Origin of the sequence: Acidiphilium sp. PA (assembly GCF_026191915.1) — a bacterium.
Classification (GTDB): domain Bacteria; phylum Pseudomonadota; class Alphaproteobacteria; order Acetobacterales; family Acetobacteraceae; genus Acidiphilium.
The window spans coordinates 1-22,799 of sequence record NZ_JAIMBY010000023.1 but is presented as its reverse complement, the minus strand read 5'-3'; the positions used below and the strand labels follow the sequence as shown (position 1 = coordinate 22,799).

Below are 22,799 nucleotides of genomic sequence, written 5' to 3'. Positions count from 1 at the left end.
GCGGGGCGATGCCGAGACGTTCAGGCGCCTTCCGCGCCGCCGCGATCCTCGTGCTGGTCGCGGTCGTCATCGCAAGCCTCTTCGCGATCGATCGACGTCCCGCGACACCCGTCGCCCTTACGCCTGCAACGACCTCCAACCCTGCACAGGATGACCTCTCGGCCGAGTTGCGCCGATGCAGCGCGCTCGGTCCCAAGGATGCCGTGGATGCGCGTTGCGTGGCGGTCTGGGAGGAGAACCGCCGTCGCTTCCTCGGCAAGCCGGCGCGGACGTCGCCGCCGCAAACGTCCCTGGGCGCGGCCGCGCCGGCCACTCCCGCCAAGGAAGACGCGCGATGAACAATGTCGGCGTCATCGACACCTTCCTCAACACGTTCACGACCTACATCGACTCCGGCTTTGGCCTGATCAAGGGCGAGGTCGCCTATCTCTCCTCGACCCTTATCGTCATCGACATCGCGCTCGCCGGGCTGTTCTGGGCCTGGGGCGCGGACGAGGACATCCTTCAGCGGCTGGTGAAGAAGACCCTCTACATCGGCTTCTTCGCCTTCATCATCACCAACTTCAACAACCTGTCGGCCATCGTCTTCAACAGCTTCGCCGGCCTCGGTCTGAAGGCTGGCGGCTCGACCATTTCGACGGCGACGTTTCTTCAGCCGGGCCATCTCGCCCAGGTCGGACTCGACGCCGGTCAGCCGCTGCTCGACGCGGCCAGCCAGTTGATGGGCTTCACCAGCTTCTTCGCGAATTTCGTGCAGATCGCGGTGCTGATGATCTCATGGCTGCTGGTGCTGATCGCCTTCTTCATCCTGGCGGTGCAGCTCTTCGTCACCCTGATCGAGTTCAAGCTGACGACGCTCGCCGGCTTCATCCTCATCCCCTTCGCGCTGTTCAACAAGACCGCCTTCCTCGCCGAGAAGGTGCTCGGCAACATCGTCGCCTCCGGCGTGAAGGTGATGGTGTTGGCCGTCATCGTCGGGATCGGCACCGGGCTCTTCTCGCAATTCACCCGGACCTATGTGGCCGGCCAGCCGACCATCGAGCAGGCGCTCTCCGTCGTGCTTGCGGCGCTGGCCTTGCTCGGTCTCGGCATCTTCGGCCCGGGCATCGCGACGGGCCTCGTCTCCGGCGCGCCGCAGCTTGGCGCGGGCGCCGCCGTCGGCACCGGACTCGCCGTCGCCGGCACGGCGATGGCGGGCGCCGGGGCGCTGGGCCTGGCCGGAAGGGGAGCGATGGCGGCCGCGTCCGGCACGGCCGCCGCTGCCCGCGGCGGCGCGGCGATGGCGGGTGGGGCCTCCTCGGCCTACAGCCTCGCCTCGGCCGGCCGCTCTGGCGCCTCGGGTGTCGCGGCGGGCCTGGGCGGGGTCGGTCGCGCCGCCGCCTCTGCCGCGGCGTCGCCTGTGCGTCGCGCGGCCGCCCGCGCGGCCGGCGCGATGAAGGACAGCTTCTCGGCTGGCGCGCAATCGAGCTTCGCGAAGACTGGCGGGTCATCGACCATGGGAACCGTAAGCGGCGCGGAAGCAGCGGCCGATCCGGCCGGCGCCGCACCCGATGCCGCCGCTCCGCCGGCCTGGGCCCAGCGCCTGCGGCGCAACCAAGCCATGACGCACGGCGCCCAGGCGGCCGCGCAGGCGCTCAGGTCGGGCGACAGCCATGGCGGCGGCCATTCCGTGGATCTCTCGGGAGGAGAATAGACGATGGCGCTCTTTCGCCGGGCGTCGGTCCGCTATGGCCGCACCCCCGAACCGGAAACACCCTACCAGCGCGCCGCGCAGGCCTGGGACGAGCGGATCGGCTCGGCCCGTGTGCAGGCGAGAAACTGGCGGCTGATGGCCTTCGGCTCGCTAGCGCTCTCGATGGGACTGGCCGGGGGGCTCATGTGGCAATCGACCCACGGCAGCATCGTCCCCTGGGTGGTGCAGGTCGACAAGCTTGGCCAGGCGCAGGCTATCGCGCCCGCCACGGCGGACTTCCGCCCAACCGATCCGGAGATCGCCTGGTATCTCGCCCATTTCATCGAATTGGTCCGTTCGCTCCCGGCCGATCCGATCATCGTCCGGCAGAACTGGCTCCAGGCCTACGACTTCACCAGCACCTCAGGGTCCCAGGCGCTCAACGACTACGCCCGCGCCAATGATCCCTTCGCCAAGCTCGGCCACCAGCAGATCGCCATCGACGTCTCCAGCGTGATCCGCGCCTCGCCATCGAGCTTCCGCGTCGAGTGGGTCGAGCATCGTTACGAGGACGGAGCGCTCGCCGACACCTCGCGATGGACCGCGATCCTGACCGTCGCGATCCAGCCGCCGACCTCCACCGACGTGCTCCGCAAGAACCCGCTCGGCATCTACGTCACCGCCATCAACTGGTCGAAGGAGCTGGGACAATGACCCCGCCGATTTCCATGGAGGCCGGCGGTCCGGCTTCATGTCTTTCCGCTTTTCAACCGAGCCGGAAGGGAGGTTTTGCGCCCTTCCGTAAATCCTGTTTCGCGGCTCTGCTGCTGTCCGTGACCGCGCTCGGTGGCTGTGCCCACAAGTTCATCCCGCCCGACATCAACTACGACAGCGCCGTGCCCGCGAAGCTCAGCGTCGATCCCCCGGCGCCGGTCAGGATCGTCGAGCTGCCGAAGCCTTTGCCCCTGCCAGGTCAATTGAAACTCCTCGCTGGCGCGAAGGAGCCGCCGCAGGCCGCGAACCCGGAAATGCGGGTCGAGCGCGCCAATGCCGCGGCCCGTGTGCAACCGGAGCGTGATGGCTTCATCAACGCCGTGCAGGTCTACCCCTATTCGGCCGGCGCGCTCTATCAGGCCTACACGGCGCCCGGCGAGATCACCGACATCGCCCTGCAGGAGGGCGAACGGCTCGTGGGCACGGGTCCGGTCGCCGCCGGCGACACGGTCCGCTGGATCATCGGCGATACCGAGAGCGGCGCCGGCGCCACCAAGCGCATCCACATCCTGGTCAAACCGACCCGGCCGGATCTCGTCACCAACCTCGTCATCAACAGCGACCGGCGGACCTATCTTCTGGAGCTGCGCTCGACCGAGAAGACCTACATGGCCTCGGTCTCCTGGCAGTATCCCGAGGACCAGCTCATCGCGCTGCGCCAGCAGAACCAGGCTGCCGAGACGGCCGCGCCGATCGCCACCGGCGTCGATCTCGCCGCAATCAACTTCCGCTACGCGATCGAAGGCGACAACCCGGCCTGGCGGCCGCTGCGCGCCTTCGACGACGGCCAGAAGGTCTATATCGAGTTCCCGTCCGGCATCCGACAGGGCGAGATGCCGCCGCTCTTCGTCATCGGCCCGGCCGGCGGATCGGAACTGGTGAACTACCGCGTCAGCGGCAACTACTACATCGTCGACCGCCTGTTCGCCGCGGCCGAGCTGCGCCTCGGCGACAAGAACAGTGAGCGGCGCGTCCGCATCGTCCGCACCGATGGCAGGCCGCGGTCATGACGGAGGAGCCGGAAAGACAACCGGGCGCACCGCCGCCCGACCTGCGGCTTCGAGGCGAGCGGCCGCGCGTGACCCGACTGTCGCGCAAGGTGCTGATCGCCCTTGGCGGGGCTTCGGCGCTGGCCGTCGCCGGTGCGCTCGGCTACGGGCTCCAGACCCGCAACACGACCCAGACCGGCCAGGAGCTGCTCAGCACGCAGAATCGCCCCTCGGCCGAGGGGCTGGCGGGGCTCCCGAAGGATTATACCGGCCTGCCGCGCCAGGCTCCGCTGCTGGGGCCGCCGCTGCCCGGCGACCTCGGCAAGCCGATCCTCAATGCCGGCGCGGCGCCCAACACGACAGTCCAGGGCGCCGGGCCAGATACGCAAGCTCAGCGACTCGCTCAGGAAGCTGAGGCGGCCCGCGTCAGCCGTCTCTTCGCCCAGACCAACCAGCAGCCCCAGCCGGTCGGTCTCGCAGGGGCGACGGCGGTCGGCGCGCAAGGCGGCCCGACGCCCACGCCGCCGGTCGACGCCGGCGCCGCGCAGAACATGCAGGACCGCAAGACCGCGTTCCTCAACGCCTCGACCGACCGCCGCACGGTCAGCGGCGACCGTCTCCAGGCGAAAGCTTCGCCCTATGTCGTGCAGGCCGGAACAGTCATTCCGGCGGCCCTCATCACCGGCATCCGCTCTGATCTCCCCGGCCAGATCACCGCCCAAGTGACGGAGGCCGTCTACGACACGCCGACGGGCCAGAATCTGCTGATACCCCAGGGTGCGAAGCTGATCGGCCAGTACGACAGCTCGGTCGCCTTCGGACAAAGCCGCATGCTTCTCGTGTGGACGCGGTTGATCATGCCGAATGGCGCGTCGATCGTGCTTGAACGCCAGCCGGGCGCCGATGCCAAAGGCTATGCGGGCCTCGAAGATCAGGTGGACTACCACTGGTGGGAGCTCGCCAAGGCGGCGGTTCTCTCGACTATCCTCAGCGTCGGCGCCGAAGCCGGCATGAGCACCAACAATTACGGCTCGCTCGCCGATGCGCTCCAGCTTGGGATGTCGCAAAGCATCAACCAGACCGGCCAGCAGATCGTTCAACGCGAGCTCAACATCCAGCCGACCCTCACGATCCGGCCCGGCTTCCCGGTGCGCGTCATCGTCACGCGCGACTTGGTGCTCGCGCCCTACGACATGGGAGGAAAGCCATGACGAAACTCAAGCTTGGCCGCATCGCCGACGATAAACCGGTCAGGGTCAGCGTCGAGCTCCCCGCAGCGGTGCATCGCGATCTCGTCGCCTATGCCGAGGTTCTCAGCCGCGCGACGGGCCAGACGGCGCCCGAGCCCGCCAAACTCATTCCACCGATGGTTGAGCGTTTCATGGCGACCGACCGCGCCTTCACGAAGGCGCGCCGCGATCAAATCGCTCAGGCTGGTCCGGGGGCTGGCGAAAGGTCCGGGTGATGTTCGCGCAGCATCCCCAGAAAGGATTGCAGAGTCGGGTTGCTGTTCGCCTCCCGCCAGTAGGCCATGAAATTGACGCGGGTCGGTCCGTCATCCTCCCACACTTCACGATAGACGACGCCTTCGTAGCGCGCGCCAGTCGCGCCCTCGAACATCAGGAGTGGGCCGTACCCCGCGCTGACCAGGCTCAGCAGCCTGTCGAGCGACGAGTCCTGGTGGACCACGTGCTCGGAGCCAACGGCATTGCGTAGCTTCGCCACGAGCAGCCGCTCCAGCTCCGGACCTGGCCCCTGCTGGGGAAGAAGAATTCTCTCATCCGCGAGATCGATCCAGCGGATCTTGGTTTGACGAGAAAGCGGATGACTCTCGTGGAAAGCGGAGATGACCCGCTCGCCCCAGAGCGGAAGCATGCGATCATTCCAACCCGCCGCCTGGCCCGTCATGATCGCGATGTCGACGGCGTTGCCCGCCAACGCCCGGAGCAGCCGGTCATGGCTTCCATCGACCGTGCGGATTTCGACATCCGGATAGCGTCGCCGATAGTCGACGAGCGTTGCGTGCATATTCCCGGCGGAGGGGGAGGCGTGGACGCCGATCGTCAGCAGACCCAGCTCGCCGCCGCTTCGGCTCTTGAGCCGCCGGAGCTCCGTGTCGACTTCATCGAGCAGTCGCTCCGCGCTCACGATGAATTCCAGCCCCATGGTGGTGAGACGAGTGCCGCCATTGGTCCGCTCGAACAGCACCACTCCGAGCCGGCGCTCGATGTCGCGCAGGCGCCGGCTCAGGGTCGATTGGCGGATGTTCAGAGCCTCCGCCGCCTGCCTGAGGCTGCGGTGCTGTGACGCGGTGACCGCCAAACGGAAATCACGAAGCTCTACGTCCACATCGATCACGTCACGGCCCCGGGCGGGCCGCCTCCATGAAAACCGTGCCTCCCCCTGCCAAACCGTTTCCTTATCGGTGATATATGAAGCGCCTCTCCGATCTCGCTAGTCTGACCGGGCGGCGGCCGATCAGCATCGCGATCGAGCAGCGCAAGACAGCCTGAATGGGCGTCAATCCGGTCGCGGCGGCGAACCCGGGGGCTCCCGGGCGACGGCCCGCGCACACGACGGCAGGCGCCACAGCCATCATCGTAAAATTGCTTACCCCGGCTGCTTACCCGGGCTGCTTACCCGTGCATCAACGGGCGGCCGGGTAAGCACAGTTCATACAGGGGAATGTCTCGGCGGGTCTTATGTGTCCCGGCACAGGCGCGGCCCCAGCGCCGCCCGGGCCCCACGCTTTTGGCCCGCCAAAAGGCGGAACGTCCGCTCGGCACGGCTTTTCCGCCGGAAATCGGCCTCCGCATGCTTACCCGCCGCTTACCCGCCACCCGTGCAGAAGGCGGGTAAGCAAAAAGCGGCCCCGAAGGACCGCTCTAACTTGCTGATTTTCCTATGAAAATCTGGAGCGGGCGAAGGGATTCGAACCCTCGACCCCAACCTTGGCAAGGTTGTGCTCTACCCCTGAGCTACGCCCGCGTCTGGCGCTCTGATACTCAGCTCTGCGGAACTTGGCAAGCGGTCGATTATGCCGCAGCACGAATACAGCGTTGAATGCCGAGCGCGCGGGGCATGCACGGCTGTCATTGATGCGAAACTTGCCTTAAATTGCGGCCATGTCCGAAACCGTTCCTAGAAAACACGCCGAATTCCGTCATTTGCGTCAGATCGTTGCAGGCGTCAGCAACGGGGTGATTCTGGTCGGCGTCGACCAGCGGATCACCTGGGCGAACGAGCGCGCGCTGGCGATGCACGGGGTCGATTCGGTCGAGGCCCTGGGGGAGACCGTGTCGGATTATCGCCGGCGCTTTGAGCTCCGCTACCGCAACAATCACCGCCTGGCCGAAGGGCAATATCCTATGGAGCGGGTGTTGAGTGGCGAGGCGTTCGACGAGGTGGTGGTCGAGGTCGCACCGGCCGGCAATAACGAGACCACCTGGGTTCACCGCATCCGCAGCCTCGTGCTGGTGGATGACGAAGGTGTACCCGACCTGCTCGTGCTGATCCTCGACGATGAGACGGAGCGCTATAACGCCGAGGAACGGTTCGAGCGCACGTTCAACGCCAACCCCGCACCGGCGATCATTCTCCGGCTCGATGATTTGCGCCATATCAAGGTCAATCGCGGTTTTCTCGAAATGACCGGTTATGCCGAGGAGGACGTGATCGGCCGCTCGGTGTACGAGGTCGATGTGCTGGAAGGTGCCGCCCGGCGCGAACTCGCGATCGAACGGCTCAAGGAGGGGCGCACCATTCCGCAAATGGAAGGCATGCTCCAGCTACCCGGCGGCGGTGAAAAATGCGTCGTGCTGGCCGGCCAGCCGATCGAGATGGGCGATGTCAGCTGCATGCTGTTCACCTTCGCCGATCTGGATGGCCGGCGCCAGGCCGAGGATGCGCTGCGCCAGAGCGAGGAGCGGTTCGAAACCGCCTTCCGCCTCGCGCCGGTCCCGCTCGCCATCGTGCTCCGTGACTCCTGGCGATTCCTGCTGATCAACGAGGCGTTCACCCGTGAAACCCGGTTCGACACCGAAGACGCGATCGGCCGGGATGCGGCCGAACTGCCGTTGTGGGACAGCGCCGATGCAGCGGCGGAACTGCACCGCCGGCTGCGCCGCGAGCACACCGTGCTCAATGTGGATATGCGCCTGCGGACCAAAACCGGTGCCGTGATCGATTGCGTGGTCTCGGCCGCGGCGGTCGACATCCGCGATCAGTCCTGCATCCTGGTTGCCGCGCAGAACGTCACCGAGCGCAACCGCACCGGCGTGGAAGTGGCGCAGGCAATCGAGGCGGCGATGAAGGAGGCGGATTTCTCCAAGGCCGTGGTCGAGCAACTCGTTCGTCAGCGGCGCAAAACGGCGCCGGTTGCCAGCGGTGGCCTCACCGGCCTGCCCCCCCGCGCGCGCGATGTGCTCGGCCTGATCTGCGATGGGTTGAACGATGCCGCGATCGGCGAAAAACTGGGCGTCTCACGCAATACTGTGCGCAACCACGTCGCCTCGCTTTATCGAAAGACCGGTGTTTCAAACCGCGCAAGCCTGGTGATCTGGGCGCGTGAACGCGGCATCACGGGCGCTGTCTAGTCCCGCTGCACTATTCAGCATGATGCCGGACGACTAGTGCCGTTTACGAAATTACATGCATTTTTCAGCGAACTTGCCAATATCAGCCCTGTTCAATTCCGCTGCCCACTCCCGGGCAGCGCCGCAACAGGAGATTGATATGGACAAAGATCGCATTGAGGGTATCGCCAAGCAGGTCAAGGGTTCCGTCAAGGAAGCCGTCGGTAAAGTGACCGGCGATACCAAGACCCAGGCCGAGGGTGCCGCCGAAAAGGCCGCCGGTAAGGCGCAGAGCACCGTCGGCGGCGCCAAGGACGCCATCCGCGATACCTTCAAGAAGTAAGCCTGCACCCGCCAATCGGCGCCCTGCCCGGCCATCACGCCGGGCAGGGACGAAATCTGGAAAATTCAATCATGCAAACCTATCCCTCGGCGGACCCCTCCGCCGCCGTCAGCGCGCCCGCAGTCGTGAATGCGCGTGGCCTGATCGCAGGCGCACCGTCGCTCAGCGCCCGCATTTCGTGGGGCGCGATTTTCGCCGGCGCGGTGATCGCACTTGCGATCGGCCTCATGCTCAACACGCTGGGTGCTGCGGTCGGCGCCATGCTGGCCGACACCGGCGCGCGCCACGCACCTGACGCATCGAGCTTCGGCATCGGCGCCGCCGCTTGGCTGCTGGTCAGCAATCTGATCGCGCTGGCGATCGGCGGCTATGCAGCGGCGCGCCTGTCCGGCACGGCGGACGGCACCGATGGCACGCTCCACGGCCTCGCGGTCTGGGCGGCCACCCTGCTCGTTTCGGCGGTGTTGCTCGGCAATCTGATCGCCGGTGTCGCAACCACCGCGGTCAACGGCGCTTCAAACCTGCTCGGCGGGCTCGCTCACGGTGTCGGATCAGTGGCATCCACCGTTGGAAATCAAATGGCGGCGCACACGTCGGGCAACACAATTTCATCCGGAGCACAATCCTTGATCAATCAAATGCAGGGCACGCTCGAGAGCCAGGACAAACCGGGCGACATGTCATCCGCCCAACGGCGTACCGAGATCACCAAGCTTATCCGCAAGCGCATCGTCGACGGCAAGCTGTCCCAACCCGATCGCGCCCGGCTCGACGACCTGGTATCGGCCGAACTCGGCGTCAATCGTGATCAGGCAAAGCAGAAAATCGCCCAGGTCGAACAGCAGACCGCCGCTGACCTTGCCAGGCTGAAACGCGATACCGCGCAAGCCGCCAGGGCGGCCGCCCATGGCGCGATGATCGGATCGTTCGCGGTGTTCGGCACCATGTTGCTCGGGTTATTCGCCTCGATCCTCGGTTCGCGCCGAGGCACGCGCGATGTGCTGATGCGCAGCTAGCCGCGCATCGGCATAGCGCCACCGGTATGGCCCGGGCGCACCGCGTCCCGGGCCGTTCCCTCATCCCCGGCTGAACACCACCACGCTCCGCCCGGTCACCGTGAATACCTCGCCGATCGGCAGAACCACGGTCTCGTCCGGTTCCGGATCGTTGGTATCGATGACCCTTTGCCACACCTCACCATCCTTGCAGGCCGGCAGTGTGAACTCGACGGCATCATAGTAGGCGTTGAAGACCAGCAGGAAGGTGGAATCATCCTGGCGGAACGCTGAATCCGCGGTCGCCGCCGGTCCGTCGATCATCATCCCGAAGCATCGCATGGTGCCATCGCCCCATTGCGCGTCGTCGATCATCGTGCCGTTGGCATTGATCCACGCCACGTCGCGAACGCCGTCCAGCTCGCGCCCGGTCAGAAATCGCGTGTTCCGAAGGGCGGGATGCTCAAGGCGAAGTTTCGTCAACGTGCGCACGAAGCGGATCAGCGCCTGGCCTGACTCATCGATATCCCAATCGACCCAGCTGATTTCATTGTCCTGGCAATAGGCGTTGTTGTTGCCCTGTTGGGTCCGGCCGAATTCATCGCCGGCCAGCAGCATCGGCACGCCCTGCGACAGGAGCAAAGTCGCAAGCACGTTCCGCATCTGGCGGGCCCGCAAAGTCGTGATGTCCGGGTCGTCGGTCGGCCCCTCGACGCCGCAGTTCCAGGAGCGATTGTCGCTGCTGCCGTCCTTGTTGTCCTCGTTGTTCGCTTCATTATGCTTGTCGTTGTAGGTCACCATGTCGTTGAGCGTGAACCCGTCGTGCGCGGTGACGAAATTGATCGAGGCCCAGGGCCTGCGTCCCTGATGATTGAACTCAGCGGCCGATGCGGTAAGGCGCGGTGCGAGCTCCGCCGCGGGTGCCTCGCCGCGCCAGAAATCCCTGACCGTGTCGCGAAACTTGTCGTTCCACTCCGACCAGCCCGGCGGAAATCCGCCCACCTGATAGCCACCCGGCCCGCAATCCCACGGCTCGGCAATCAGCTTGACCGATCCCAGCACCGGGTCCTGGCTGCATGCCTTCAAAAATCCGCTCTGATTGTCGAACCCGTTCGGCTCACGCGCCAGAATCGTTCCAAGATCAAACCGGAAACCATCGACATGCATTTCCTCGACCCAGTAGCGCAGACTGTCGGTCACCATCTGCAGAACGCGCGGATGCGACAAATTCACGGTGTTCCCGGTGCCGGTATCATTGATGTAATATCGCGGATTGTCCGGCAACAACCGATAGTAGCTCGCATTGTCGATGCCTTTGAAACTCAGCGTGGCACCTTTTTCATTGCCCTCCGCGGTATGGTTGTAAACCACGTCCAGAATGACCTCGAGCCCGGCTTCATGGAACCGGTACACCATCTCCTTGAACTCGCGCAGGCTGTTGGCAACGTCATGGGCATAACGCGGGTCCGGCGCAAAAAACCCGATGCTGTTGTAGCCCCAGTAATTGGTCAGGCCGTTATCGAGCAGGTGACTGTCGTTGATGAATGTATGGATCGGCAACAACTCGACCGAGGTGACGCCCAGCGACTTGATGTAATCGACCACATGCCGATCACCCATGCCGGCATAACTGCCCCGCAACGGCTCCGGCACGTCCGGGTGCCGCATCGTGAAGCCGCGTACATGCGCCTCGTACAGCACCGTGCGGTTCCACCCGATCGGGTTGCGCCCCGGATGACCCCGCCAATCGAATCCGGGATCGACCACGACGCATTTCGGCATGAACGGTGCGGAATCCCGATCGTCGAACGTCAGATCATCGCCGGACTCCATCTTGTAGCCGAAACACGCCGGGTTCCACACGAGCTCGCCGGCATGGGCGCGGGCATAAGGGTCAAGCAGCAATTTATTGGCGTTGAACCGATGTCCCGCTTCCGGCTGATACGGTCCATGCACCCGGTAGCCGTAATAAGTGCCCGGCCCCAGATCGGGCACATAGCCGTGAAAGATCTGGTCAGTGTATTCCGGCAACTCGAACCGCTCGACTTCCTGCTTGCCGGAACTGTCGAAAATACAAACCTCGACTTTTTCGGCATGCGCCGAGAACAACGAGAAATTGACGCCGTTGCCATCCCACGTCGCACCCCTTGGATGCGGCACGCCCGCCTTGATCCGGCCGCGCTGAATACTCGCCATACTGTGTCGCTTTCCTGATGTGGTTGCCGCCCGGCCAATCGACGGCCCGGCTTGAAATGGGGACCGCGTCGGCACAGAAAAAGGGTCATCGGGCCGAATCCGCAGGCGCCGCGCGGCGACCCGGTCCAGGATACCGTTGTTTTTCGCGCAAGCATCCGCGCGATGTAAACGCGGCCCGCCCCGCCTCGCCTACCGCCGGCCGCTCCGCCGCAACAGCCATAACGGCAGGGGCAGAGCTGCCAGCAGGAATATCCATAACAGCGGAAACGTCGCATCCAGCCCGCCGTCCTCCAGATTGACCCAGAGGCGGACCGGCATTCCTTGAGGAAAATAGGCGAAGATCAGCACGATCCCCAATTCGCCCACCCCGCGCACCCAGGCCAGGGCCAGCGCGGCGCCCAGCCCGTCGCGCGCCATCGGCAAAACGATGTGCCGGAAAATCTGCCGCCGCGTGACCCCCAGCGTCAGCGCCGATTCCGCCAGGTCCGGCGGAATGTCGGCAAACGCGGCACGCGCAGCCACCACATAGGTCGGCAACCCCGCATAGATCCCCGCCAGCAGAAACGCGGCCGGATTATTGCCGATCAAGACGCCGAACCGCCCGAGCAACACCCCGACCGGGCCGATCGGGCCGTAAAACGCGGCCAGCAGAATACCGAGCGCCAACGGCGGCGTCAGCAGCGGCAGCAGCAAAAACAACTGCGCCGCATTGTGCAGCCTGCCCTTCGCCTGTGCGAGCCACAGCGCCAGCGGCGTGCCAAGCAACGCAATCACCACCAGCGCCGTCAGACCATACAGAACCGATGTGACGATTGCGGCGCCATCGGTGGCGCTCAGCACGAAATGCGCCCAGTCGGTCAATATCGTCAGCCCGACAAACGGCGCCGCCAACAGAACAACCGCAAACCCGCCGGCCGCCGCCCTGATCAAGCGTCGGTCGGGGTCAGATCAATGCCCCGCTCAGATCGTGCCGCCTTGCGGCGGGTTGTAACCATAGGAGGCAAACAGATCCTGACCCGCCTTGCTTTGCATCATCGCGACGAACGCATGCCCCGCCTTGGGGTTTGGCGCATCATGCGGAACGCACGCATAGAAGACCAAGGGCTGGGTGTGCAACACCTGGGTCTTGCCCTTCACATCCAGCGTGATCGCCGCCGTCGCATACCAACGCTTGATCATCGAAGGATCGCTCAGATTGATCTGATCGGGCAGCGGAATGAACGGCAGTTTGAGCGATTTCACCGCACTCTCATAGCCCGATGTCGCATCGAGCTGCCCCGAATCGAGCCGTGCCAGCAGGGAAGGTTCGGTGAAAATCTGCGCCGGGTTGAGCGGCGCGCCCAGGATGCGCTGGCTCAACCCCGGTTGACGATAGAATTTTTCGGCCAGCTCGAAGGTGAACAGAATGTTGCGCCCCTGCGGATCGGTGCGCGGATCGGTCCGCCCGAACCGCAATCCCTTGGTCTCCAGCACCTTGTACCAGGGCTTGGAGCCTTCGGCCGCCGCCTTGAGTTCGGGCGCCAGGCGCGATTTCGGCGAGTACGCAATCACCATCGCCGTGCTCGCCACCGGCACCGCGTGCCCGACCAGCCCGGCTTTCTGCAACACCGCAACCGGCCCCGGCGTGATCGAGACGAACACATCCGCCAGCATCGTCTTCGCCGCGATCAGGTGTGCCAACGCGAAGGCGCCCTGTCCGATGCCATGAAAAATCTCACCACTCTGCGCCGTGAAGGCCGGCCCCAGGCCCTTGTTCATCAGCACGCCCATCGATCCCGCATAAGCCACCGTTACCGTGCCGCTCGCAGCCTGCGCCCGGCCCGGCATCAATGCCGGCAGCGCGACCGCCGCGCCCACGCCCAAGCCCAGTTCACGCCGTGAGATCGCCATTACCGCCTCCTGCTCAATTTGCTCCGTCACCGATATGTCCGTTCGAACATATCGTCAATCCGGCAATTTCATGATTGAACGCTCGTATGGTGAAACTGCGTCACCCGGAAACGCTCGGCCTGCGCCTCCGGGTCGTGCTCGGCGATGGCCTGATCATCGGCCCCGGCCGCGCCGACCTGTTGGAAGGCATCCGCGAAACCGGCTCGATCGCCGCGGCCGGTCGGCGGATGGGCATGAGCTACAAACGCGCCTGGCAATTGTCGGAAACCCTCAACGCGAGCTTTCACGCCCCGGTCATCGTCGCGGCCAAAGGCGGCGTCGCCGGCGGTGGCGCGCATCTCACGCCGTTGGGCGAAACCGTGCTCGATGCCTATCGCACCCTGGTCCGCACCGCCCATCAGGCGGGTGAAACCGCCATCGCCACCCTCACCGCCGCCGTCGCCGGTCCTGCCCCGCACGCCACGGATTTCTCCGAATAGGGGCGGTTTGGATCTTTTCACTTTGACCGGTCAGGCCTAAATCAGGTCCAAAGGAGTCTGTGTCTTCCGCCATCCCGAACGCCCCGAACAGAACCGAACGCAAGGTGCCCAGATCTGGGCATTGGCCGGATTTCTCGGCCTGACCCTGCTTGTCGCGGTCGTCGCCGGCGTCGCAACGGCACCCAATGTGAAAACCTGGTACGCCGTTCTGCCTCATCCGCCCCTCACACCGCCAAACGGCGTGTTCGCCCCGGTCTGGACCATTCTCTATGTCAGCATGGCCATCGCCGCGTGGCGGATCTGGCGATGCGGCGACATATTGGGCGACCACGGACGCGCACTCAACTTGTGGGGCTGGCAGCTCGGGGTCAACGCGATCTGGGCGCCGGTATTCTTCGCTCTCCACCGCCCTGGCATCGCATCGGCCATCATTCTGATCCTCGATATCCTGGTTGCACTGACAATGATCGCCTTCCGCCGCATCGACCGGATCGCCGCGGCGCTGATGCTCCCGTATTTCGCCTGGACCTGCTTTGCGACCTATCTCACCCTCGGGTTCTGGTGGCTGAACCGATAATCCGCTAAGCATGGCGTCAGATCTCGCAGAAATGAGTGTGTCATGACCCGTAGAACCCCCGTCCGGATTGCCGCCACCCTGGTGCTGGCCGCCAGCCTCGCGGCCCTTCCGGTGGCCCACGCCCAGATGACCGGTGCAGGCGCCGGCAGCCCGCTGGGGATGGCCGGTCCCATGGGCTCGGCCGGCCTCCATTCGCCCCAGGAGCCACAGCAGATCGCGCCGCCCGCGCTCCCAGGGGCATCCGGTGCCGGCAATATCTCGGCCGGCCCGGTGACCACGACCGATGAAGACCCGACCAAACTGCTGTTTTCCGCGATCAACCACGGCGACTACACCCAGGCCCGCGCCGCCGTCAGCCGCGGCGCCAATCTGAACGCGCGCAACGCGCTCGATGAAACGCCGATCGAAATGGCCGTCGAACTCAACCGCAACAACATCACCTTCATGCTGTTGTCGGTCCGGGCCGAGGAGGGCGCCGGCGGTCAGCCGCCGCAGGGTGCGGCTGTCGCCACCCCGGTGCCCGCCGCCCACACGCCCCGCCCCACACCCAGCAGGCGGGTCATGATGTATCATACCCAGCAGACGCGCGTGCAGCCTGATGCCGCACTGCCGGCGCAGCCCGGCATTCCCAACCCCGCCGCCGGCTTCCTGGGGTTCGGCAACCATTCATAGCGGCCGATTCTTTGCCCACTGATGTTTAGCCTGGTTGCGTCCCGATGAGGCTTTCGTTAAATTGACGTAAGGTCGCATCGTGCGGTACGATCACGCCCATCGTTGAAACGTCGAAGAAACAATAAATCAGGGAGTACTTATGAAACTAGCCAATCCCGCGCCACTAGGGTTGTTCGGCTTCGCGCTGACCACCTGGCTGCTCTCCATGATCAACGCCGGCCTGATGCCGGCCACGGGCATGGGCATGGTCCTCGCCATGGCCTTCGCCTTCGGTGGCACCGCGCAGTTCGTCGCGGGCATGATGGAGATGTCGACCGGTAACACCTTCGGCTTCGTGGCGTTCTGCGCCTACGGTGCGTTCTGGTGGAGCTTCGCATTGTTCGTCGAGTTTTTCGCCAAGGGCGTACCCGGCCTGATGGTCGGCTGGTATCTGTTGCTGTGGGGCTTTTTCACCCTCGCCATGTTCATCGGTACGCTGGCACTCAACCGCATGCTGCAAATGATTTTCGCGGTCCTGACCATCACCTTCCTGCTGCTTGCCCTCGGCCCGCTGCTCGGCAGCCCGCAACTGTCGGTGTTTGGCGGCTACGGCGGCCTTCTGACCGCAATCCTCGCGTTTTACCTCGGTGCTGCCGAAATCGCGAATGGAACCCACGGCAGAACCATCCTGCCGATCGGCGCCCGAAGCTAGGCGTACCGCCCCCGCCTTAACCCGCGCGCTCCGCTACCTGCATGCGATCACGGTGCCGTACCCCGTCACCCTGATCGTATGCCGCTCTAAAAACCCGGCGCGCGGCAGCCCCCGATTTGCCGTGACGCGGACGCTTCGCTGACCGTTTAGATTTGTCCGCCGCCTTTCGCGCAGAAACGCCCAGGTTGGCTTTACCCGACCGCCCGCAGCGCCCCGTCCAGATCATCGATCAGATCGGCAACATCCTCGAGCCCGACCGAAAACCGGATAATGCCCTCGGTAATACCCAGCACCGCCCGATCCGCCGGTGCGATCTTCGAGTGCGTCGTCGTCGCCGGATGTGTCATCATCGACTTCGAATCACCGAGATTGTTGGAAATCACCACCAATCCCAATGCGTTCATGAACCTGAACGCCGCCGGTTGTCCCCCCTTCAGGGCAAACGTCACCAGCGTGCCGCCCTCGCTCATCTGCGCCCGCGCCAGCGCCGCCTGCGGATGATCGGCCCGGAACGGATACAACACCCGCTCGATCGCCGGCTGCCCCGCCAGATAATCGGCAATCGTGGCCGCCGAGCGGCATGACTGCGCCACCCGCAGCGCCATGGTCTCCAGACCCTTCAGGATCACCCACGCATTGAACGGCGACATGGCGGGTCCGGTGTTGCGCGTGAACGGCTGCAGCGTGGTCTCGATCCAATCCTTGCGCCCCAGCACGGCGCCGCCGAGCACGCGGCCCTGACCATCCATATGTTTCGTGGCCGAATACACGACAACATCGGCACCAAACTCAAGCGGACGTTGCAGCAACGGCGTCGCGAACACATTGTCGACCACCACGATCGCGCCGGCCGCATGCGCAAGTTCGCACACGGCGCGCAGATCGATGATATCGAGCATCGGGTTGGATGGTGTTTCGAGCAACACCAGCGCGGTCTTCCGCGCCAGCGCGTCCGCCCAGCCGGTCAGGTCTCCACCATCGACGAACACGGTCTCAATCCCATACCGCGGCAGCAGCGTGGAGACGATCCAGTGGCACGAGCCGAACAGCGCGCGCGAAGCCACGACCCGATCGCCCGCCTTCAAATGGCTCAGCATCGCCGCGTGAACCGCGGCCATTCCGGTCGCCGTCGCCCGGCACGCCTCCGCCCCCTCGATCGCCGCAAGCCGCGCCTCGAGCATCGAAACCGTCGGGTTGCCGAAACGCGAATATTGGTAATGCGAAACCTCGCCTTTGAACGTCGCCTCGGCCTGCTCGGCATCGTCATAAACAAAGCCCGAGGTAAGGAACAACGCCTCGGCGTTCTCCGCGAAATTGGACCGGACCTGGCCGGCGTGAACGAGGGTGGTGGCGGGGCGATAAGATCGTTTGGTCATGCAACGCCTATATCCCAGTTCTTATCTGCCGCAAAAATTGTTGGCTAATGCGCGCATGTTAATCGGAAATTCACTTCTTGTTGCTATCCCGTTCCCATGCAACGTCCACCCCGCCTTGCCATGATGACCCTGCCCACGTTGGACCACTTCACGGCCGACATCCTGGCGCGCCTGCCTGCGGCCTCGGGCTGGGAGGTCCAGAAGTTCATGGTCACCAGCCCGGCCGTCCTGGCCGCCGCCCTGGAGTGGACTGATGACCCATCGCGCGACGCCATCTGGTTCGAATTCTGTTGGCCGCCGTTCCCGGCCATGATCGAGGCCACCGATTTTGGCGGGCGCCGGGTGATTGTGCGAGTCCACCGTATTGAAGCGGTCGAAACGCCTTATGTCGCGAACACCGCCTGGGCCAAGGTGGATGACGTGATTGTGGTAAGCCCGGACATGCGCAAGCGTGTTCTCTCTGCGGCGCCTGAACTTAATTTCGTCAGCCGTGTGCACGTCGTCTCAAACGGTGTGGATGTCGACCGATTTAGCGGCGCCGTCAACTGGAACCGGTTCAGGATTGGGTGGTGTGGGCTCATGACATTGCGAAAGAATCCAACGCTCGCATTGCAGATCCTTTTTAAACTGCGGGCTATAGACCAGCGCTATCAGATGCGTTTCTGCGGAATGGCGGGAGATGCCTTCGCGGGAGAGATGTTCTGGTATTCGGCTGAGCGCCTCGGCCTATCCGGCGCGATAGCGTGGGATGGCAACATCGCACAAAGTGACATGCCCGGCTGGCATGCAGCCAATGGAATGCTATTGCACACCAGCTTCCACGAGAGTTTCGGCTATGCTATCGCCGAAGCGGCATGCTCGGGATGCGATATCGCATTGCTCGACCACCCCGGCGCCGAAACGACGTGGCCCGCCACGACGATCTTCCGTTCGATCGATGAGGCTGTCGACATGGTTCTCAACGCGGCACCTGGACGCTGGCGGACGTTTGTTATCAATCACCATAGCCTAGACGCCCAGATTCGAAAATTATCTGAAATCATCGCTGATGTATCAGCCCCTTCTGCCTATGAGGCGTCCGGGCTAGTCATGCCAGATCTCATAACGTCGGCCATATGAGGCATACCGCTATGAGCGAGGTTGACGTATCTCTGATTCTGAACATACACGATGAACAGTTCTTGATCCATCGAACGCTGCACTCCTTGGCGGCTGCTGCACAATCCTCGAAAACGATTGGTTTGACTGTCGAGTTGATTATGGTCCTCGACCGATCCGGACCCGCGCTGGTGCGAGCGATGCGTGAGTACCAATCGGATGATTACATCGAAATAAAAGTGATCGAAGTGGATCGAGGCTCGCTAGGCCCCGCGCGCAATGACGGCATCGCAGTGGCAAGAGGTCGTTATATCGCAACATGCGACGCGGATGATCTTGTCTCCGATAATATGATCACTAACATGTATTTTAAAGCACGATCCGCTGGCCCGAGGGCGATTGTCTTTCCAGAGTATTACGTATATTTTGGTGTAGCGACCTTCGCTAGAAAATATTATGATTTAAAAAAAATAACACCGTTGGTACTATTGGAATATCATCCCTACGGCTCTAGAATCTTCGCCGAACGCTCGATATTCTCGGAATTGAAATTTCACGATATGTCAGCGAACCCGCCTTACGCATATGAAGACTGGCATTTCAATACAATCGCTATTGCGCAAGGTTATAATCTCCTTGTCGCACCGGAGACGGTGATCTTTTATCGCAAACGTGCCGACAGCTTATCTTCGCTCGCACGGCAGCGGTCGCTCAATCTCATCCCGCGCAGTCCTCTCTTCGAACCCGAAACCTATCAATCCGTGTGCGAGTCTTATAAGACATTGCTCGATAGTTTCGACGAAGCAAAGCTTTCCAATTTCTTCGACCGAGATCAGATAGGGCGCGATGCCTCAGCATTCTTTGGTTCGGCGGCGTATCGCCGTATGGTTTTGCAGGCCAACCAGATCGAACCAGCAATTTCTCTCGCTGCTTACCGGCCAAATCAATTTGATTTCCCCCACTCTGAGGCCGTCGCGACCGGTCTGCTTTATCTCGACCTGTGCGGGCGTTTAAGGTCAAGATCCTTTACTGACATTTTTTTACTATCAAACATCAAACCTGGTGGTAGCGAACAATATATAATACAGGTTATGAACGCGATTGCAGATATTCAAATTAATAGTCAAATTCTTGTTATATGTCACGATGAAAAAATATATAGTGAATGGACAACAAAACTGCCATCTGAAGTCACCTTGATTTATCTGGATGAATTAACAAAAATAAATAATGAAGAACGAAATTTGTTAATTCTACATAAAATTTTACAGAGTATAGGTGTCGATGCTAGGGTTCACATCAAAACAAGTTCTTTTATTTTCAATTTCTTCCGGCGCGGCCTCGCTGCTGCCCTCACCGATAAGTACGTAATTTACTATAGATTTTGTGATGAACGTGTTATTGTTGACGACAGAATTATCACTTGTTCCAACAAATTTGATTTCATATCAGACAATATTCAATATATTGACATGGTTGTCTGCGACCATCCTCAACTGATCACGCTCGATCGTCAAAGAATCGGCACACAATTTGAAAAATGGGTTTGTTTGCCGGCATATTGTGAAGTCAAACGAGTACCCACCGACCCAATTGCAATCCACGGCGCAAGCACAGGTCGATTTCTATGGGCGTCACGCCTCGTAGTACAGAAATTTCCGGTTCTGCTTGTCATCATATCAGAAATACTGGCGCGCGAGCAACCTGAAATTATTATAGATATCTACGGATCAGCCTATGGTGCTGCCGATGCAATAGACCCCGAAATTTTCCGGAACTGTCAAAATCTGAACTATCTGGGCCCATACGATCATTTTGGCGCGATCGATACATCCGGTTACGACGGGTTTATCTATACTACAATGTATGATGGGCTTCCCAATGTCGTGCTGGAGGCCATGGCCAATGGTTTGCCGGTGATCGCGCCGGCTTGTGACGGATTGCCGGATATCGTTCTAGATGGGATTACCGGTTTTTTGACGCCTTATGATGCCGATACGTTGATGGTCGCTCAAAGCTATTGTAAACATATCAGGGCGTTGAGCAGTGATAATGTGCTTCGTATCGCCATGGGTCGCCATTGTCTCAACTATATTGCACAAAATCGCTCCAAAGCGCTACATCGGGATCGAGTTGGGCAGATTTTTGGACTCACATTAACGGATCTATCCGATGGCCGCGCTGACAGGGCCGCGTTGTATAATTGATGTAATGCTTCTTGCACCAAATCCGGGTCAACCAGACAATCCTTGGAAAAGGTGAGACGGACTTCACGGGTGCCAAGGATGGCAGGTCCCATCCACCGTGACCGTGTCAAGCACGATGTTCAGTACGCCGGAACCGTCGATCAGATCGATGGCGGTGAACAGTTGCAACTTTTCGATAAATAAAATCGTGCTACGTCAGGTGTTAATCGAATGTTTACTCCGAAGGACTATGATGCTGGTTAGCAACTAAAGTATATAATTTAGGAACCGCTATGGAAGAGCATATCGAAGTGGACGAGTTGGTCTGGCAAGCTCAAAATGTCAAGAGGTGTGACGCCCCCCGCCCGCCCGTGGGAGACGTCTGCGAGAGGGACATTATCCAACTGATCGGCATTGGCAATAACGTGAGCTTCGATCTCGAGTTAGCCAAATACGGCATGACAGTGCTGCGATTCGACCATACGATCGAGCAGCCTCCCGCTAGGCACGAAAACTTCAGGTTTTATAGCGTCGGCTGGGGCGCTTTGACAGAGGGGCGGTTCCTTTGTTTCGAAGACATCATGTCGTTATATCGCCGTCACGCGTCGCAGCGCTGGATTCTCAAATTTGACATCGAAGGGGACGAATTTGATGCGATCACCACCACGGCTGCGGACGATCTGGCTATTTTTGACATTATCGTGTGCGAAGTTCACGATTTACACAAACTGAACGATGGTGACTTCTTCAAAAAGGCCAAAGGTCTTTTTGCGGCATTGGCTCGGCATCATACGCCGGTTCACCTTCATCCGAACAGTTACCGTGATCGAACGATGGTACATAATGTTTTGGTTCCGGATGTCGTAGAACTGACGTATATACGTAACGACCATGGGACATTTTCTGGTTTCTCATCCGACGTAATCCCGGGCATTTTTGATGGACCAAACAATCCGGCACAGTCCGATATCGAATTGACCAAGCTGCTTTCTCCGCGTGTGTTCCGAGAGATCACGGCTTCCACTTCTTTCGGCGCCCCGGCCGTCTTGGGTACTTCGATTATGTCGCGCGAAATAGGTGCAACGTCATGACAAAATCCGCTCGTATCGTCCATTACGTATTCGGCATGGCGGCCGATTTTGGAGGCAAACCTTGGAGTCTGGTCCATTACGCCTGCCTGATGAGCGCAATCGACCGTCTCCGGCCGGATGTCGTGATGTTTCATTGCGAATTTGAGCCGGAAGGACCGTGGTGGGATCTTACAAGGCCGCTCATCAGCCTGAAGCTCATGAAGGCGCCTAAGAAGATCTTCGGTAACGATCTTCTCCACGTCGCTCATCAGGCCGGTGTAGTCAGACTACAGGTGTTGATCGAACATGGCGGTATTTATCTCGACGCTGATGTCTTTGTCCATAGAAGTTTCGAAAATCTCTTGGACCACCCGGCCGTGCTGGGCATCGAAGGTAAAGACCATATCTATGGCATGGCCGACGCTGTAATTCTCGGACATGCCAAGTCGCCATTCCTTGTGCGTTGGTTGGACAGTTACAAGTCTTTCCGCAGCCGGGGGCGCGATGAATTTTGGGGCGAGCACCCGGTACAGATGCCTGCAAAACTTGCTTTGGAATACCCTCATGAGGTCTTGGTGCTGCCTTACAACGCCTTCTTCTGGCCACTTTGGACGCCGGACCATCTCAAATGGATCTACGAGTCGAACCAGCCGATTGAGCCGCTAGGTTATGCCAATCATCTCTGGGAGACGCTGGCGTGGCCATATCTGGCCGATCTGACACCAGGCCAAGTGCGGGCGACCGCAACCAATTTCCACGCCTGGATCAGGCAGTATGTGGATGACCTTCCCAACAATTATGGCCGGCCCGCTCATCCGACATCGACGCCGGCGCTGCTGCCGCAGATCGTCGTTTGAACGCGCTGGTGACAAAATCACAGACAAGTAATGGGCGTTAATATGTTTGTCTTCCCAACCGACCTATCAGCATTTGAGCGGAAATATTTGTCACAGTTCGGCGAAGATGGTGTCCTTGAGAAGATTTTTGCTACCATTCACGTGGTGTGCGGTACGTTCCTCGAGATCGGTGTTGGACCTCCGTGGAACCAACCGCTCGCCGCAGGTCTTGAAGGGAATTGCGTGGTAACCGTTCACACCCCCGGGTCAGATCGCTAGCTGGGCAGGGATGGTGGGCAGCAGATTGTTAGAGCGAGCGGCGGTGATGAGGGCGTAGGCATAGGCCCATGGATCCGTGCGGCGCTTGCGGCAGGTGTCAAT

At 61.5% G+C, this 22,799-nt stretch carries 22 protein-coding genes and 1 tRNA gene; 17 read left to right on the top strand and 6 right to left on the bottom strand.

What is annotated here, in order from left to right:
* The first annotated feature begins 8 nt into the window (after window positions 1-8).
* From trbK-alt to AruPA_RS18195, 6 genes are read left to right on the top strand one after another with little or no spacing between them, the layout of a single operon-like run.
* Window positions 9-338 (top strand): putative entry exclusion protein TrbK-alt, encoded by a 330-nt coding sequence (trbK-alt, locus tag AruPA_RS18220; protein WP_265638185.1) that lies wholly within the window; start codon window positions 9-11, stop codon window positions 336-338.
* The gene (trbL, locus tag AruPA_RS18215; RefSeq protein WP_265638184.1) at window positions 335-1,693 is read left to right on the top strand and encodes a P-type conjugative transfer protein TrbL; all 1,359 of its coding nucleotides are present in this window, start codon (window positions 335-337) and stop codon (window positions 1,691-1,693) included. Before trbK-alt ends, trbL begins: the two co-directional genes overlap by 4 nt.
* Window positions 1,694-1,696: 3 nt before the next feature.
* Window positions 1,697-2,386, top strand: a complete 690-nt coding sequence (trbF, locus tag AruPA_RS18210; RefSeq protein WP_265638183.1) for a conjugal transfer protein TrbF — start codon at window positions 1,697-1,699, stop codon at window positions 2,384-2,386.
* Entirely contained in the window at window positions 2,383-3,456 is a 1,074-nt protein-coding gene (trbG, locus tag AruPA_RS18205; RefSeq protein ID WP_265638182.1) for a P-type conjugative transfer protein TrbG, read from the top strand. The genes trbF and trbG overlap by 4 nt, the downstream gene beginning before the upstream one ends.
* Window positions 3,453-4,646, top strand: coding sequence for a TrbI/VirB10 family protein (locus AruPA_RS18200; protein ID WP_265638181.1), 1,194 nt, complete (start codon window positions 3,453-3,455; stop codon window positions 4,644-4,646). Before trbG ends, AruPA_RS18200 begins: the two co-directional genes overlap by 4 nt.
* On the top strand, window positions 4,643-4,900 hold the full coding sequence (locus AruPA_RS18195) for a DUF2274 domain-containing protein (RefSeq protein ID WP_265638180.1): 258 nt from the start codon (window positions 4,643-4,645) through the stop codon (window positions 4,898-4,900). The genes AruPA_RS18200 and AruPA_RS18195 overlap by 4 nt, the downstream gene beginning before the upstream one ends.
* Here AruPA_RS18195 and AruPA_RS18190 read toward each other — a convergent pair.
* Window positions 4,864-5,793, bottom strand: coding sequence for a LysR family transcriptional regulator (locus AruPA_RS18190; RefSeq protein WP_265638179.1), 930 nt, complete (start codon window positions 5,791-5,793; stop codon window positions 4,864-4,866). The genes AruPA_RS18195 and AruPA_RS18190 overlap by 37 nt on opposite strands.
* Window positions 5,794-6,348: 555 nt before the next feature.
* A tRNA-Gly gene (locus AruPA_RS18185) sits at window positions 6,349-6,423 on the bottom strand.
* Window positions 6,424-6,560: 137 nt separating this feature from the next.
* On the opposite strand from AruPA_RS18185, the gene AruPA_RS18180 reads away from it, so the two are divergent.
* The 3 genes from AruPA_RS18180 (at window position 6,561) to AruPA_RS18170 (ending at window position 9,368) form a co-directional block, all read left to right on the top strand.
* Window positions 6,561-8,030: a PAS domain S-box protein gene (locus AruPA_RS18180; RefSeq protein WP_265638178.1), complete on the top strand. Its 1,470-nt coding sequence runs from the start codon at window positions 6,561-6,563 to the stop codon at window positions 8,028-8,030.
* A gap of 139 nt (window positions 8,031-8,169) precedes the next feature.
* The gene (locus AruPA_RS18175; protein ID WP_029314330.1) at window positions 8,170-8,352 is read left to right on the top strand and encodes a CsbD family protein; all 183 of its coding nucleotides are present in this window, start codon (window positions 8,170-8,172) and stop codon (window positions 8,350-8,352) included.
* 71 nt (window positions 8,353-8,423) lie between these two features.
* Window positions 8,424-9,368, top strand: coding sequence for a hypothetical protein (locus AruPA_RS18170; protein WP_265638177.1), 945 nt, complete (start codon window positions 8,424-8,426; stop codon window positions 9,366-9,368).
* 60 nt (window positions 9,369-9,428) lie between these two features.
* On the opposite strand, the gene glgX is transcribed toward AruPA_RS18170, so the two are convergent.
* The 3 genes from glgX to AruPA_RS18155 all read right to left on the bottom strand — a co-directional run bounded on the left by glgX (window position 9,429) and on the right by AruPA_RS18155 (window position 13,433).
* The gene (glgX, locus tag AruPA_RS18165) at window positions 9,429-11,543 is read right to left on the bottom strand and encodes a glycogen debranching protein GlgX (protein WP_265638176.1); all 2,115 of its coding nucleotides are present in this window, start codon (window positions 11,541-11,543) and stop codon (window positions 9,429-9,431) included.
* Window positions 11,544-11,732: 189 nt separating this feature from the next.
* The gene (locus AruPA_RS18160) at window positions 11,733-12,473 is read right to left on the bottom strand and encodes an ABC transporter permease subunit (protein ID WP_265638175.1); all 741 of its coding nucleotides are present in this window, start codon (window positions 12,471-12,473) and stop codon (window positions 11,733-11,735) included.
* Between the two features lie 30 nt (window positions 12,474-12,503).
* Complete coding sequence (locus AruPA_RS18155) at window positions 12,504-13,433, bottom strand: extracellular solute-binding protein (RefSeq protein WP_265638174.1); 930 nt, start codon at window positions 13,431-13,433, stop codon at window positions 12,504-12,506.
* 86 nt (window positions 13,434-13,519) lie between these two features.
* Between AruPA_RS18155 and AruPA_RS18150 the strand changes: the two genes are divergently transcribed.
* The 4 genes from AruPA_RS18150 (at window position 13,520) to AruPA_RS18135 (ending at window position 15,852) form a co-directional block, all read left to right on the top strand.
* Window positions 13,520-13,912, top strand: a complete 393-nt coding sequence (locus tag AruPA_RS18150; RefSeq protein ID WP_265638172.1) for a winged helix-turn-helix domain-containing protein — start codon at window positions 13,520-13,522, stop codon at window positions 13,910-13,912.
* A 121-nt stretch (window positions 13,913-14,033) separates the two neighbouring features.
* Entirely contained in the window at window positions 14,034-14,489 is a 456-nt protein-coding gene (locus AruPA_RS18145) for a TspO/MBR family protein (RefSeq protein WP_265638171.1), read from the top strand.
* Window positions 14,490-14,531: 42 nt separating this feature from the next.
* Window positions 14,532-15,161 carry an ankyrin repeat domain-containing protein gene (locus AruPA_RS18140; RefSeq protein WP_265638170.1) on the top strand — a complete coding sequence of 210 codons (630 nt, stop codon included), beginning with the start codon at window positions 14,532-14,534 and terminating at the stop codon, window positions 15,159-15,161.
* 139 nt (window positions 15,162-15,300) lie between these two features.
* Window positions 15,301-15,852 (top strand): acetate uptake transporter, encoded by a 552-nt coding sequence (locus AruPA_RS18135; RefSeq protein ID WP_265638169.1) that lies wholly within the window; start codon window positions 15,301-15,303, stop codon window positions 15,850-15,852.
* 191 nt (window positions 15,853-16,043) lie between these two features.
* On the opposite strand, the gene metZ is transcribed toward AruPA_RS18135, so the two are convergent.
* Entirely contained in the window at window positions 16,044-17,228 is a 1,185-nt protein-coding gene (gene metZ, locus AruPA_RS18130) for an O-succinylhomoserine sulfhydrylase (protein ID WP_265638168.1), read from the bottom strand.
* A 120-nt stretch (window positions 17,229-17,348) separates the two neighbouring features.
* Between metZ and AruPA_RS18125 the strand changes: the two genes are divergently transcribed.
* The 4 genes from AruPA_RS18125 to AruPA_RS18110 all read left to right on the top strand — a co-directional run bounded on the left by AruPA_RS18125 (window position 17,349) and on the right by AruPA_RS18110 (window position 22,439).
* Window positions 17,349-18,347, top strand: a complete 999-nt coding sequence (locus AruPA_RS18125; protein WP_265638167.1) for a glycosyltransferase family 4 protein — start codon at window positions 17,349-17,351, stop codon at window positions 18,345-18,347.
* Between the two features lie 11 nt (window positions 18,348-18,358).
* Window positions 18,359-20,533 carry a glycosyltransferase gene (locus tag AruPA_RS18120; protein WP_265638166.1) on the top strand — a complete coding sequence of 725 codons (2,175 nt, stop codon included), beginning with the start codon at window positions 18,359-18,361 and terminating at the stop codon, window positions 20,531-20,533.
* Between the two features lie 272 nt (window positions 20,534-20,805).
* Complete coding sequence (locus tag AruPA_RS18115; protein WP_265638165.1) at window positions 20,806-21,603, top strand: hypothetical protein; 798 nt, start codon at window positions 20,806-20,808, stop codon at window positions 21,601-21,603.
* Window positions 21,600-22,439, top strand: coding sequence for a glycosyltransferase (locus AruPA_RS18110; protein WP_265638164.1), 840 nt, complete (start codon window positions 21,600-21,602; stop codon window positions 22,437-22,439). The genes AruPA_RS18115 and AruPA_RS18110 overlap by 4 nt, the downstream gene beginning before the upstream one ends.
* The last annotated feature ends 360 nt before the right edge of the window (window positions 22,440-22,799 follow it).

Excerpts from the sequence above, each read along its gene's own strand:
- trbK-alt (WP_265638185.1), top strand. The coding sequence starts at position 9 with ATGCCGAGACGTTCAGGCGCCTTCCGCGCCGCCGCGATCCTCGTGCTG.
- trbL (WP_265638184.1), top strand. The coding sequence starts at position 335 with ATGAACAATGTCGGCGTCATCGACACCTTCCTCAACACGTTCACGACC.
- trbF (WP_265638183.1), top strand. The coding sequence starts at position 1,697 with ATGGCGCTCTTTCGCCGGGCGTCGGTCCGCTATGGCCGCACCCCCGAA.
- trbG (WP_265638182.1), top strand. The coding sequence starts at position 2,383 with ATGACCCCGCCGATTTCCATGGAGGCCGGCGGTCCGGCTTCATGTCTT.
- AruPA_RS18200 (WP_265638181.1), top strand. The coding sequence starts at position 3,453 with ATGACGGAGGAGCCGGAAAGACAACCGGGCGCACCGCCGCCCGACCTG.
- AruPA_RS18195 (WP_265638180.1), top strand. The coding sequence starts at position 4,643 with ATGACGAAACTCAAGCTTGGCCGCATCGCCGACGATAAACCGGTCAGG.
- AruPA_RS18180 (WP_265638178.1), top strand. The coding sequence starts at position 6,561 with ATGTCCGAAACCGTTCCTAGAAAACACGCCGAATTCCGTCATTTGCGT.
- AruPA_RS18175 (WP_029314330.1), top strand. The coding sequence starts at position 8,170 with ATGGACAAAGATCGCATTGAGGGTATCGCCAAGCAGGTCAAGGGTTCC.
- AruPA_RS18170 (WP_265638177.1), top strand. The coding sequence starts at position 8,424 with ATGCAAACCTATCCCTCGGCGGACCCCTCCGCCGCCGTCAGCGCGCCC.
- glgX (WP_265638176.1), bottom strand. The coding sequence starts at position 11,543 with ATGGCGAGTATTCAGCGCGGCCGGATCAAGGCGGGCGTGCCGCATCCA.
- AruPA_RS18155 (WP_265638174.1), bottom strand. The coding sequence starts at position 13,433 with ATGGCGATCTCACGGCGTGAACTGGGCTTGGGCGTGGGCGCGGCGGTC.
- AruPA_RS18150 (WP_265638172.1), top strand. The coding sequence starts at position 13,520 with ATGGTGAAACTGCGTCACCCGGAAACGCTCGGCCTGCGCCTCCGGGTC.
- AruPA_RS18140 (WP_265638170.1), top strand. The coding sequence starts at position 14,532 with ATGACCCGTAGAACCCCCGTCCGGATTGCCGCCACCCTGGTGCTGGCC.
- AruPA_RS18135 (WP_265638169.1), top strand. The coding sequence starts at position 15,301 with ATGAAACTAGCCAATCCCGCGCCACTAGGGTTGTTCGGCTTCGCGCTG.
- metZ (WP_265638168.1), bottom strand. The coding sequence starts at position 17,228 with ATGACCAAACGATCTTATCGCCCCGCCACCACCCTCGTTCACGCCGGC.
- AruPA_RS18125 (WP_265638167.1), top strand. The coding sequence starts at position 17,349 with ATGATGACCCTGCCCACGTTGGACCACTTCACGGCCGACATCCTGGCG.
- AruPA_RS18120 (WP_265638166.1), top strand. The coding sequence starts at position 18,359 with ATGAGCGAGGTTGACGTATCTCTGATTCTGAACATACACGATGAACAG.
- AruPA_RS18115 (WP_265638165.1), top strand. The coding sequence starts at position 20,806 with ATGGAAGAGCATATCGAAGTGGACGAGTTGGTCTGGCAAGCTCAAAAT.
- AruPA_RS18110 (WP_265638164.1), top strand. The coding sequence starts at position 21,600 with ATGACAAAATCCGCTCGTATCGTCCATTACGTATTCGGCATGGCGGCC.